Annotated in this window: 11 protein-coding genes; 7 read left to right on the top strand and 4 right to left on the bottom strand. The window is 53.3% G+C overall.

All coding sequences use genetic code 11. The annotated features are described in order from the left end of the window. Positions 1–2 precede the first annotated feature (2 nt). Both thiE and LKE23_RS02240 read left to right on the top strand, forming a co-directional pair. Positions 3–650 carry a thiamine phosphate synthase gene (gene thiE / locus LKE23_RS02235; RefSeq protein WP_291977883.1) on the top strand — a complete coding sequence of 216 codons (648 nt, stop codon included), beginning with the start codon at positions 3–5 and terminating at the stop codon, positions 648–650. A gap of 338 nt (positions 651–988) precedes the next feature. Continuing rightward, positions 989–1342 carry a hypothetical protein gene (locus LKE23_RS02240; RefSeq protein ID WP_291977884.1) on the top strand — a complete coding sequence of 118 codons (354 nt, stop codon included), beginning with the start codon at positions 989–991 and terminating at the stop codon, positions 1340–1342. Between the two features lie 42 nt (positions 1343–1384). Here the strand turns inward: LKE23_RS02240 and LKE23_RS02245 are convergent, their stop codons facing one another. Continuing rightward, positions 1385–2641 (bottom strand): chloride channel protein, encoded by a 1257-nt coding sequence (locus LKE23_RS02245; RefSeq protein ID WP_291977885.1) that lies wholly within the window; start codon positions 2639–2641, stop codon positions 1385–1387. Between the two features lie 118 nt (positions 2642–2759). Between LKE23_RS02245 and LKE23_RS02250 the strand changes: the two genes are divergently transcribed. The 3 genes from LKE23_RS02250 to LKE23_RS02260 all read left to right on the top strand — a co-directional run bounded on the left by LKE23_RS02250 (position 2760) and on the right by LKE23_RS02260 (position 5908). Continuing rightward, a complete protein-coding gene (locus LKE23_RS02250; protein WP_291977886.1) occupies positions 2760–3377 on the top strand; it encodes a phosphatase PAP2 family protein in 618 nt (205 codons plus the stop codon). A gap of 64 nt (positions 3378–3441) precedes the next feature. Next, positions 3442–4068, top strand: coding sequence for a hypothetical protein (locus LKE23_RS02255; protein ID WP_291977887.1), 627 nt, complete (start codon positions 3442–3444; stop codon positions 4066–4068). A 367-nt stretch (positions 4069–4435) separates the two neighbouring features. Further along, complete coding sequence (locus LKE23_RS02260; RefSeq protein WP_291977888.1) at positions 4436–5908, top strand: amino acid permease; 1473 nt, start codon at positions 4436–4438, stop codon at positions 5906–5908. A gap of 243 nt (positions 5909–6151) precedes the next feature. Here LKE23_RS02260 and LKE23_RS02265 read toward each other — a convergent pair whose 3' ends face one another. Further along, complete coding sequence (locus LKE23_RS02265; protein WP_291977889.1) at positions 6152–7249, bottom strand: NAD(P)-dependent alcohol dehydrogenase; 1098 nt, start codon at positions 7247–7249, stop codon at positions 6152–6154. Positions 7250–7383: 134 nt separating this feature from the next. Between LKE23_RS02265 and LKE23_RS02270 the strand changes: the two genes are divergently transcribed. Together LKE23_RS02270 and LKE23_RS02275 are read left to right on the top strand one after the other, a co-directional pair. Further along, a complete protein-coding gene (locus LKE23_RS02270) occupies positions 7384–8292 on the top strand; it encodes a LysR family transcriptional regulator (RefSeq protein WP_291977890.1) in 909 nt (302 codons plus the stop codon). Between the two features lie 84 nt (positions 8293–8376). Continuing rightward, positions 8377–9198: a hypothetical protein gene (locus LKE23_RS02275; protein ID WP_291977891.1), complete on the top strand. Its 822-nt coding sequence runs from the start codon at positions 8377–8379 to the stop codon at positions 9196–9198. Between the two features lie 50 nt (positions 9199–9248). Here LKE23_RS02275 and LKE23_RS02280 read toward each other — a convergent pair whose 3' ends face one another. Then, the gene (locus tag LKE23_RS02280; RefSeq protein WP_291977892.1) at positions 9249–10646 is read right to left on the bottom strand and encodes a C69 family dipeptidase; all 1398 of its coding nucleotides are present in this window, start codon (positions 10644–10646) and stop codon (positions 9249–9251) included. A 170-nt stretch (positions 10647–10816) separates the two neighbouring features. Next, positions 10817–12826 carry a beta-galactosidase gene (locus LKE23_RS02285; RefSeq protein ID WP_291977893.1) on the bottom strand — a complete coding sequence of 670 codons (2010 nt, stop codon included), beginning with the start codon at positions 12824–12826 and terminating at the stop codon, positions 10817–10819. Positions 12827–12830 lie beyond the last annotated feature (4 nt).

Consider the following 12830-nt stretch of genomic DNA (forward strand, 5'->3'; position numbering starts at 1 on the left):
TCATGCAATTCAAGCCAACAATGCTGCGGGCCTACCTGGTCGGCGGAACCCAGGACACCCACAACGATTCACAGGAATTCCTACAGAAGGTTGAGCTGGCCATGCAGGCAGGAATTACAGCCTTCCAGTACCGCGAAAAGGGGGCTTCACGGCTTAGCAACTCGGAAAAATTACAGATGGCCCAGCAACTGCGTGAGCTGACCCGCCACTACCAAATTCCCTACTTCATCGATGACGACGAGGAGCTGGCACTGCAGGTGGGAGCGGATGGGGTCCACGTCGGTCAAAAGGACCAGCGGATTGAAACCGTCATCCAGCGAGCGGCGGGTCAGCTGATGATCGGCTACTCCTGCAACACCTTGCCCGAAATTGCCAAGGCCAACCAGCTGACCGCTGTTGATTATATCGGTGCCGGCCCGGTCTTCCCAACCAGTTCCAAGGACGATGCCGACCCGGCACTGGGCTGCAACAAACTTCGGCAACTGGTCCAGGCCAGTCACCACCCGATCGTTGCGATTGGCGGCCTGAGTGCCGCTAATCTGGCCGCCACCGCCCATACCGGTGTGGCGGGCGGTTCCGTGATTTCAATGGTCTTGCAGAGTTCTGACATTCCTGGTGCCGTTGCTCAATTGCTAAATGCATTTAAGTAAAAAGAAAAACGTCCAGCACCACTCCATGCTGAACGCTTCCCTTATCCAATTAACAGTAGGTACTAACATCATACCCACGATAAACATTATACTATACAAATCATGCACGATTGTCTAAATTTAGCAACTTTTATAATTTAGCAAGGTTCTCCGACAAGGCCAGGAGAACGAATGAAGCAACGACCAGGACCGTCAGGGCGATCACGTACTTACGCTGTGGATCCATTTTCTTCATGATTAACCCCTCCCTCACCTCTTAGTATAGCTCACTTTACAGCATAGTAGACATTTAACCGCTCGTGAGTTAAATTAGGAAGGAACAAAAGGAGTTGAAGAAGATGGCAGAGACAGACTACCAGTACGATGACCAGGGCTTTCGCGAGGATCTGAAGGACAAGCCCGATGTTCTCCACCAGCCGGATGCCGATCGTTCGGCCTGGGAGGTGCAAACGCTGGACTACGACACAACGCTTGCCCTTCTCAAGGGGGACGAGGCCGTAAAGCCGGAGTACCAATTTGACGACCAGGTCCTAGAAAAGCTCAAAAAGGACGTTCCAGAAATCGACGGAACCGCAACCCCGAAGGTCATCGAGGACAAGTATCAGCAGATCCTCCTCGCCCGCTATAATGTTGCTCAGGAGCAAAACGTCACCGTTGGCTTGGACAAAAAGTCGACCGATGATGAGAACTAAAATAAGGCTCAGTGATCAAAACGATCGCTGGGCCTTATTTTTCTAGGCAAAGAAGGCTTTCGTCTGCAGCCACTTGGAAAGGGCGATGGAGATCGCCACTCCCATTGCCAGTGGCAGGAAAGCGGAAAAGTTCAGGTGGCAGACTTCAAACAGCATGAACATCGCCATTAACGGTGCCTGCTGGGATGCAGCCAGGAAGAAGGCGGCGCCCAAGACGGCGGCCTGGGCCATCGTTACCCCCGGTACCAGGCTGACGTAAATCATGCCGGCGTAAGCTCCTAGCACGGCGCCCAGCGCGATCGATGGTGTCAGGACACCACCATAGCCCCCGCACTTCATGACGAAGAGCGTTACCAGGGCCTTGGCAACCAGGCCGAACAGCAGGGTTAAGATAACGGTCTTGCTGGCGCTAGTCGTGTTCATTGCCAGCTGTGCCAATCCCCGACCGTTCCCCATGATCTGCGGGAAGTAGGCGGCAATCGCACCAGTAATCGCCGAAATAATCGGCAGCTGGACCAAGACGTGCTTGGTAGTGGCCCGGTGTGCCTTGGCAACGGCAATGTACTTCTTAAAGAGCGTTCCAAGCAGGCCGCATACCAGTCCCAGGACCAGAGCCAGTGGCAGAATTTGCAGCTGGAAGGTCTTGGAGCCGACCAGGTAGTACGGCTTGTAGCCCTTCACGATCGAACCGATCAGGGTGGCAATCACCGACATTGTCAGGCTGACGGCGATTACCCGCGCGTTGATTTTCTTGTACAGCAGCTCCATGCAAAAAACCGCACCGGTGATCGGGGCAATGTAGACTCCGGCAAAGCCAGCACCCGCGGCCGCCGCAACGATCATCCGACGGTCTTCGGCATCCAGCCCCAGGAACTGTTTCCCGCGGGCAAAACGCTCCCAGGTCTGGGCCAGGGCAGCACCGGCTTCCCGTGGGGCCAGTTCCCGACCGATCGAGTTCCCAGTTCCCACGAAGAAGATCTGGGTGTAGACGTGAATCATCGTCTTGCCCAGAGGCATGTGGGCTCCCTTGACAGCTTTCCCCAATTTAACCGGCTTATAGTGCCGCTGCAGAAGGTACCAAACGATTGCGGCAATGATCCCACCGACCAATACCGAGAGGAAGCGGTGCAGACCGCTGTCCATCCAGTTAACCGGCACCAGGTTGGTTTCCTCAAAACTTAGGAAGTACTTTTCCGTCAGATCCAGGGCAACGCTGACCAGCAACGAGCTGAAGCCGACGACGACCCCTAGGACAACCGTAGCGATTGCCAGGGGCAGATTCTTGCTTACTTTCTTCATTATTCAACTCTCCATCTAACAATAATTGCAAATCGTTAATCATTTTAACACGAATAGCACCAACTTGGTGTCTGTCAATTGTTATAATAGAAATAATCTTGAAATTTAGGTGACAAATTTGAATAAAAGCAAAAAGATTTTACTCGGTGGAATATCCTGCTGGCTTGCCTTTGGCGTTTTCTTGTTTTCCTATTTAGCCCACGCTTCCTGGATCACCGCTCTTGATCAGTGGGGCTACCACCTTCTTCAACCAACCACCGCACTCCGGACCAGTATTTACGCTGTGATTACTCGGCTCGGCGATCCAACAACCGTTTTTACCATCACCGTCTTGATTGGCCTGCTGTGCTGGTGGCGGCATCGACTTGCAACAGGTGGGTGGTATCTTGGTATTCAGGTGATTGGCTACCTACTGGTCATTGCCGTGAAGTATAGCGTTGTTCGGCCGCGACCGACCCATCAGTTAGTTGCCGCCAGGGGGTATAGCTTCCCCAGTGGGCACACCTTTGCAACCACCCTCTTCACGCTGACGATCATCACTCTCCTGTGGCCGCATCTTCACCGCCGTTGGCAGCGAGTCCTGTTATCAGTTGTGGGAGCAGTCTGGATACTTGCCGTGATGTCTTCACGCGTCTACCTGCGAGATCATTACTCGACGGACGTCCTCGCTGGTCTCCTTTTAGCTGCCGGCTGGTGGCTGCTGACGTCCTTAATCAAGCCCCGCGTAATAAAATAGTTTTGAAAACGGGTGCTAATTCGCTATAATGGATTATTGGATAAGAAAATTGGGGGAATATGGCATGAAAAGCCACTTACATTTAAAAAATTGCCTGTTACTAGCCTTTACTGTTTTGACGCTATGCTTTTTTACTAGTAGCGTATCCGCCGATCAGGCAAATAGCAATAATTCATCACAAAGCACCAGCATCACGGGTGGCAGTTCTTCATTAACCGATAATGGTTCGAGTGCCAAATCGGCTCCCGAGCCAGGGTCTGCCCAAACACCAAAGCAGAGTACTGATGTAACGAACGGCTCAACCAATGACAGTAGTTCTACTGAAACGCCAAGCAATTCTAAAGCGGTTCAAGCAGCTTCTTCATCCAAAGCAGAAACAGCTGTCTCTGCTTCTACTAAGGATGATGACCAAGACAGCGGCCAGGTTGCGGTAGCCACAATTGCAAACGGAAACGACTCAACAGTAATCAACGGTCAGAATGCTTCTTCCAGCACCACAAAAGCAAAGGTGGGCAAGAGTGTTAAGCTTACAACACCCACAAAAGCCAAGGACATCGTGAGCGAAGGTTCGCTTGATGCCGCTCTATTGCCACAAACTGGTAATACGGCTATGGATTTTCTCTTTTATGGTGGCGTTACCTCACTCATTTTCATTCCGGCTGCAGCCATTTTCAATATTTTCTTCAAGTAAGAATAGTTGCCACTCATCTCATCGGTTGAGTGGTTTTTTGTATACAAAAAAAGAGATCATGTATTGACATGGTCTCTCCGTAAGTAGGTAGGCAATCACTACCTGCATTTTATTTTAACAGGCCGATTAGCTGACGGCAATGGTTGGTTGGAATTTTGTGGTTTGTATTTAAAGTTTTTGTTTTCAATTTAGTTAAAGTAAATATCTGCTCGATCTAAAGGCTATGAATCAAATAGCTTACAACCTTTTCTGCACAATTATCCCCTCACCCAACAACTTATTTAATTTATTTCACGAAAACCAGTCCTCCTGTTCTTAAAACTAATTATAATTAAATTATAAAGAACATTAGAAGGGAGTGCCCACCATGCAAGCGACCGAAAAAAATCAGCTCGGTTTCCTAGGCTTAGTCACCATTTGCATCAGTGCCATGATTGGCTCGGCCATTTTCGACCTACCGAAAAATATGGCCACCGTCGCTGGGGCCCAGGCCCAAATTATCGCCTGGCTAACCACCGGAATTGGGATGTGGCTGGTCGCCGAAACCTTCATCATTCTCAGTGATGTTCAACCCGACCTCAACGGCGGGCTCTATGACTATGGGATCCATGGTTTCGGTCCCCTGGTTGGTTTTTTGACCGCCTGGGGATATTTCGTCGCTAACTGTGCCACCAACGCCGCCTTTGCAGTCCTGGTGATGAACACCCTCAACTACTTTTTCCCCGGAACCTTTACTGGTGGGAACAACTGGCCCGCCGTCATCGGTGCTTCCATCCTCACCTGGGGAATGAGTGCCATCACCCTCCGCGGGACCGCCGAATCCAGTCGCTTGCAGCGCTTCGCCATTTTTCTAATGCTGATTGTCATTTCCGGCTTGGTGATCTCCCTGGCGCGGCAGTTTGACCCGGATATCTTCACGACAAACATGGCGGCCCAACTCCGCATCCCCCGCCTGCACGATCAACCACTAGGTTCAATTCCAAAACAGACTCTGGCCACCATGATGATCACCCTCTGGATGTTTAGCGGGGTTGAAGGGGCCGCCGATATGGCCAGCGAGGCCAAAAGTCATCACCTGGTTCGGCGGGCAACGGCCGTGGGCTTCTTCATCTGCCTAGCAATCGATGTCTTGGTCAGCCTCCTGCCCCTCGGTGTCTTCTCATACGGACAGCTTCAGCGCTTTGCTTCGCCCTCTACCGCCCATATCTTAAGCATTATCTGGCACAGCTCCTGGGGACGGACAACCATCGGGATCACCCTGATTTTGACGGTGCTGGCAAGCTGGATCTCCTGGCTGGAAATGATCTGCGAGCTTCCCCGCTACGCCGCCGAAAATGACGGGACCTTCCCGAACATCTTCGCCCAAACCAGTCGACACGGGGAACCACTCTTCGCCCTCCTGCTCGCCACCGTGACTATTCAGGCGATTATCCTCATCGCCCACTACGACGGACATGCCTACCAGAAGCTACTAGTGATCAGCAGTGCCATGACCATCCCACCCTACCTGATCGCCGAGGCCTACCTCTTCAAGCTCGCCTGGCGTGGTGACTACCCGAGCTTTACTCACCACCACCCACGCAATGGTCGGTGGGTCAGCGGCCTAGCCTTCTGTTACACGGCCTTGATGGGGCTGTCGGCCGGACTGAAGTACACGGTCGCCGAGTTCATTGTCTACGCCGTTGGGCTGCCAATCTACTGGCACGCGCGCCAACAACATCCCCAGCTTAAGCTTTCAAAGTGGGAGCTGGGCCTCGTCATCCTGATTATTATCGTTGCCATCTACGGAATCGACGTCTTGTTTGGTTTAATCAAGAAACCGTTCGTTCAACTCTTTTAACCGTAAAAAAAATCCCGCCGCATTCGCGACGGGGTTTTCATTTACGTAATCAAGTTTCTCATCAAATACAAGTTGGAATTTAATTGTATATTGTGATTGTGTATTATTATGCGGCATCTTCAGTAATTTTGCAAGGCTTTTTTGCATATTTAGTCAATTAAATTTTGACAATCGGTCACCCTTGCTTTGGTCGCTGATAAAAAAATAATGGTATCAAGTGCGTGGCACCTAATACCATTATTTTTATTCGTGGCCATTAACCAGCACGATCGGCTTGATGATCGCCCCGCTCTTCGAATCGGCAAAGGCCTGGTTAATGTCCTTGAAATCGTAAAAACGCACCAGCTTATCAAATGGGAACTTGCCCTCTTTGTAGTACTGAACCAGCTGGGGAATAAACTTTTGCGGTTGGCTGTCGCCCTCCACTACGCCGGAGAGCTTCTTGGACTCCAGCAGTAAATCACTCATCAGGTCTAGTTCCAGCTTGCCGCCGATTCCAACAACCACGCACTCACCCGCCGGCTGAAGCAATCCGAGCGCAGTCTTAATCAGAAGAGAGCTTCCCGTGGTGTCAATTGCGTATTTGACCCCCTCTGGAAATTCATCTTGCAGCTTCTCCAAAGGAACATCGTCCGTATTGATTACGTCCGTGGCCCCAACTTCCTTGGCGATCGCCAGCCGGTTATCGTTGCGGTCAATCACGATGATTTGCCTAACTCCGGCAACCTTGGCCCCCATCACAGCAGCCAGGCCGACACCACCGGCACCAAAGATGGCAAGTGCGTCGTCCGGTGCTGGCTTTAAGTAGTTAAGCACCGTGCCGGCACCGGTTTGAATACCACAGCCCAGTGGGCCGAGCAGGTTGAGATCAACCTCCGGATCCACCTTGACAACGCTGTGCTCATCGGCAACGGCATAGGTGGCAAAGGAGGATTGCCCGAAGAAGACGTTGACGTCCGCATTGCTTGTCGTGTGCAGACGGTAGGTGCCATCAAAGTTCTTGCCACCGAAGTTTAACTCGTTGAAGTGTTCACACATTCCCGGGTGCCCTGCCCGGCAGTTACGGCACTTGCCGCAGTAGCTAAAGGAAAGAACCACATGATCCCCCACTTGGACGCTGTTTACATCTGCCCCGGTCTTTTCGACGATACCCGAGCCCTCATGTCCGAGTACTAGCGGCAGCGGAGTCGTGCCGCCATCCCGACCAACCGCATCCGTGTGGCAAACACCGCTAGCGCTGATTTTGATCAAGACTTCATTATCCTTGATATCGTCAAGGTTTAATTCCTTAATCTCAAGTGGTTGCTTAGCTTCATTAACCATGGCAGCTTCGATCTTCATAACTAACGCCTCCGTATTTTTTGCTTTGTTAACTTTTGAACACCTATACTGTATCATGAAGGTGAAAAGTTGTAGAGTGGGCAATTCGTCTCACCTGCCGAACCTTTATATTCGCCTGTCAGGAGGAATGATGAATGAACGTTGATCAACTGCGAATGTTTCTAATGGTTGCCGAACTGGGCAGCTTTCAAAAGGCGGCCCAGCAGGGTTATATCTCCCAACGGGCGGTTTCCAAGCAAATGCAGCGGCTCGAAAATGAAGTTGGGACACCGCTCTTTGCCAGAAACAAAAATCGCATCCAATTGACCGCCGCGGGGGCGCTCTTTCAAAAGCGGTGTCGAACGATTCTCCAGCTGATTAACGAGACCAGCTCCGACCTCCACTCCCTCGCCACCAGGACGGCTCCCCAGCTGCGCATCGGCTATTTTTCGCCCTTTGATGCCGTCCTGTTGCGGGCCGGGCTCCAGAAATTATCTGCGCCCGTGACACCGCTGACGACGGAGGAAAGCGTTGAGCACCTGATTGCCGACGTCTTGATCGGCAACCTCGACTGCGCCTTCATCATGGACGACTACGGCTTCAACCAGCAGCTTGCCCAGGCTGGATTAAAAGCCGCAATCGTGGACGAGGACCAGATGCTCATCGGCGCACACAAAGACCTGTTTCCCACGGACCAGGTCACCCCTGAACTGATCAGCCACCATCCCGTGATCTACTACAGTAACGAGGAGTCCAATTATCTCCAGCGGGCGTTTGTCCAGAGCCTGGGCAAGCTCGGACGATCGATCAGCATTCACCGCGCTTTCTCCTACGAGCAAATGCAGATGCAGGTTAGCCTGGGGCAGGCACTGTCCTTTTACCCCGCCAACCTGATTTCGTACCTGGCCAATCCCAGCGAACCAATTCGCTACCTGCCGATCGCCGGTGCGAATACTCAGCGCTTTACTTTCAAGCTGATCTACCTGCCAACCAACCAGTCGCCCGGATTGAAGGAATTCGTCCAGGCAGCTCAAATGGTAATGCCCGCAAAAGAAGGTCAGTAAATTTCGCCAGTGGATACACAGGAGATAAATTAATGTTATAATTAAGATGATGAAAGCGCTTTCTAGTGGAAGGGAGTGGAAATCATGACTCATCGCTTAACAATTACTCAGCTGGCAAACACGAAGATCGGCGGCCACGATCTGCAGGTTTGGCCCAAGGGTTCCTACCCGGCACCCAAGGATTTTATGACGGTTTCCGAGGACTCGGACGACTTTGGCCTCCTCGCCGACAAGGACGAATCGGTTCCTGCTAACTTAATTGGGATTGTCCTCGACCTGCTCGCCCGTGACCTGATCGTTGGCCAGCACGAAACGGCCTTTGAAAATGCCGAAAAAGGTGCCCAACTCGTCGACCGCCTGCCCGACTTCAAACAGCAAGTGGAGGCCCTTCATCAGGCGACTGCCGGCAGCAAATTCGTTAATTCGGCGGCCGGCTGGCAGGCCGCCTTTGAGCTCGCCAAGTACGAAGCCGCCTACAGGAGCGGACATTATGACCCGGCACCGGTGACGGTCGATCCGATTACTATCCGGCACTTGCAAATTATGCTGCAGCGGATTAAAGGCTTCTTTGATCGCTACGGTACGCCAACGGTGACCGGGTTCACGGTTGAAAGTTCTTCTGGAGCCGTTTACGGCGACGGTGACTACCTCTCGCCGGATTACTTGATGGACCTGAAGATCTACCGGACGTCACCATTGAAGCGGCTGGCCAACCGGATCCAACTCGAACTCTACTACGTTTTAGGCAAGGACAACGGCCGCTACAAGGAGTTTCAAACCATCAAGGCGCTAATTCTCTTTAACCCGCGGGAAGACAACACCTATATTCTTGGTGCCGAACGGATCACCCCAGAGATGACCGAGCTGGCCTTGGAGCGGATCAACGCCGTACAAGTAGACAAATGAAACAAAAAATGCTCGCAACACTGCGGGCATTTTTTTGTTCAGCTAGGAAATTAATAGTTCAGCCGGATCCGCAGGGAACCCGTTTCGACCATCGAGCCCAGGCACTTCATCCCCAGCTCGTGAGCCTTAGCGGCCGTCTCGGCATTGGCCGCCGCCAGCTTCTTCTGCAGGTCAGTCCCAGTTAGCCCGGCCGCAGCCTGGTCGGTAGCACGCAGGACATTGCGACCCGCGGCAATCGTGTTTTGCTTCATTTCTTCAATGGCTGCCTCGTAGCGCTTCGGGTGGTCATCGCCAATCGTCGCCAGGGCGTGCGAGAGCCAGTACATGTTCTTGATATTGAAGTGCTCCGCCGTGTCGCGATACTCTGCTGGAGTGTCAAGAACGTTGGTATAGAACGGTGCCAAGGCGTTGTAGGCGTTCGGCCCCAGGGCCAGCCAGCAGATCCCGGCCAGCTTTTCGTCCACGTCGCTCCGAATCTGTAGGATGTGCATCTCCGAATTCCGCTGGAAACCGATCGGCCGAAATGCGTGGCGCTGGGCATCGGTTCCGAGATCGCTGTATGGATCGTAAGGCGTGTGCTGGTAGCGAGAGCTCAGGGCGTACTTGACGTCCTCGATCGTCAGCAGGTGTTCCGGCTGGCGGGCAAAGGGCAGGTCTGGGTTGTCCGGCTGCTCAATGTCGGTCGGGTTAAAGAGTTTTTGGATGTACCACTGCCGCGGAATGTTGTAGCGATAATCGGAGTCGTTATGACTGCCAAAGATGTGGCGCAGGTTATAGTTGGTCCCTCCATCGATGTTTAAATAGTTTTCGGTAATCATCTGTTCCAGATCCGCGGAAGCCATCGTATCAGACGACTGAAAATCGAAGGCGGTGATGGCAAACCAGTTTGGTGCCACGACATAGCAGTCATCCGGGATCCGCTGGGCAGCCCAGTGGTGGCCACCGATCGTCTCCATGTACCAAACCTCATCCCGGTCGGAAAAGGCGACCCCGTTGGATTCATAGGTGCCATACTTCTCCAGATACTGGCCCAGCAGCTGGACCCCTTCCCGGGCAGAGTGAATGTATGGCAGGACGATCGTGACGAAGTCTTCCTCGCCGATCCCCTTCTTCACCAGGGGGTCAATCCCGAGGACGCGCGGGTTGGTCGTGCTGGTCTCGGTGGCGGACATCGTGACGTTGGCGGCGTTGATGCCAGCCTCACCCCAGATTCCCATCTTTTTGGCCACCGTCGGGATTTCCGGGACCGCGGTGTAACGCTGTGGGTTGTCCGGCAGAGACAGCTTCAATTGATTGGTGACCGACTGGTACTCCCGTGGCTGCTTGTCCGGGGTCACGACGATGAAGCGCTTCGGGTTAAAGGCGTGCCCGAAGTCCTCGTTCCGGGCCACCAGGGTCGCACCGTCCGCCGTCGCCTTTTTACCAGCTAAAATTGTTGTACATGGCATGCTAAGATCTCCTCTTTATCCAAATTATTTAACATCTATCCCCATTGTAGTCGTTTAACCTGGGCTTCTCAAACTGTCATCGTAAAGAGCAGCGACAAAAAGGGCAGCGCTTGTCTGCTAATAGACGAACGCTGCCCCTTATTCTGGGAGGAGTCAATATGTAAGTTAATCTAGTTTTGCGAAAGGATCTCCACGTCCCAGCCATTTAATTGTGGTGCTGCCTGCTTGCCGGTCAGCAGATCATGGTAACCAGTCAAGCTCTTCGGCAGGTCGTGCGCTTCGTTGCCCATGTTGAGGACGAAGTAGAGCTCACGACCTTCAGCGGTGACCCGCTTGGTGATCTCTAGCGGCGTTTGTTCCGCAATCAATGGGTGAACACCGGCTGCCTTGACGATGTGGTCAATCAGCTTGCCGAGGCCAGCATGTTCGAGCCGGCTGCCGATGTACCAAGCAGTCCCCTGGCCATACTTATTCTCGGTGGCTGCCGCCGTGCCAGCGTAGAATTCACTGTCATAGCTAGCCAGAACGGTTGCGCCCTCGGGATGAATAAGGTCGCAGATCAGGTGGGCATCGTAGTCGCTGTCGCCAACCTTAACCTTAACGACTTGATCAGGCAAGACGGCGTCGCTCTCCTCGACCCAGACCCCGGTAACGTCCTTTAGCGGTCCTGGGTAGCCACCCGGATAGATGTTGTCGGACGGGCCGACCATCCCCGACATGAAGGTGGTGACAAAGTGGCCACCGTTTTTCACGTACTGGTTGATCTTCTGGTCCAGGCCCGGCTTGACCATGTAGAGAACCGGCGCCACGACCAGATCATACCGGCTGAAGTCGTCATCGACGCTGATCACGTCGGTCGGAATGTTGCGTTCATAGAACTGGCGGTAGTAGTCGAGAATCAGCGGGATGTATTCGAGGTCCTGGGTGATCCCGTCGACGTACTCGAAGGACCAGAAGTTGCTCCAGTCAAAGACCAGGGCCACCTTGGCCGGCGTCGTCGAGTGCTGGATCGTTGGACCAACCTGCTTGAAATCGCGCCCCAGCTTGGCAACTTCCTTGAAGGCCCGGGTATCGGTCCGCCCGGAGTGGGCAATCACTGCCCCGTGGAACTTCTCCGAACCGCCCAGTGCCTGCTTGAGCTGGAAGAACTGAACCGTATCGGCACCGTGCGCCACTGCCTGCAGTTCGGTTGCCCGCATCTGGCCCGGCCGCTTCAGGGGGCTGTATGGCTGCCAGTTCACCTGTGACGGGGTCGATTCCATCAGCATGAACGGCTGGTGCTTGAGCGTCCGCATCAGGTCATAGAGGAAGGCCGGGTGGTAGGTCGGCATGTTGTAGGCTGGGTAGCTATCGTAGGAAATGATATCCTGGTCCTTTGCCCACTTTTGGTAGTCGATCATCTTGTTCGGCAGGCTGTGGAAATTGGTCGTTACCGGAATGTCCGGTGAATACTGTTCGATCAGCTTCTTTTCCAGCTTGAAGAGGTCCAGCATCTGATCGGATTGGAAACGCAGGTAGTCTACCGACAGACCAGCGACAATTGTTTCCGTGCCCTCGGGTCCCCAGGCGTCGCCCAGTTCGTTTGGCACCACGATCTCGTCCCAATCATGGATGGTGTGGGACCAGACATTCATGTTCCAAGCGGCGTTCAGGGCATCCAGCGTCTGGTAGCGATCCTTGAGCCACTCCCGGAAGGCCGCTGCACAGTTGTCACAGTAGCAGTTGCCACCGTATTCGTTGTTGACGTGCCAGGCCACAATGTGCGGATTGTCGTGGTAGCGCTGTGCTAACTTCAGGACCAATTGGCGGGCCAGGCGCCGGTAGTTTTCACTGGACGGGCAGAAGTTGTGCCGGGCACCGAAGACGTGGCGCCGTCCCTGATAGTCAACCCGGGCAACGTCGGGATATTTTTTGAACATCCAGGCTGGCATTGCCGCGGTTGAGGTGGCCAGGACAATGTCAAAGTTGGCCGCCGAGAGGTTTTCAATGATCTTGTCCAGCTTAGAAAAGTCAAACTCACCCTCGCGTGGCTCCAATAGCGACCAGGAAAAGACGTTGATGGTCGCGGAGTTAATATCCGCCTGCTTGAAGACCTTAATATCGTCTTTCCAGGTGTCTTCCGGCCATTGTTCCGGATTGTAGTCACCACCGTACAGGAAATCAGGAATTTCCTTCTTCATGAAA

Source organism: Limosilactobacillus sp., from assembly GCF_022482365.1.
In the GTDB taxonomy this organism is placed as follows: Bacteria; Bacillota; Bacilli; order Lactobacillales; family Lactobacillaceae; genus Limosilactobacillus.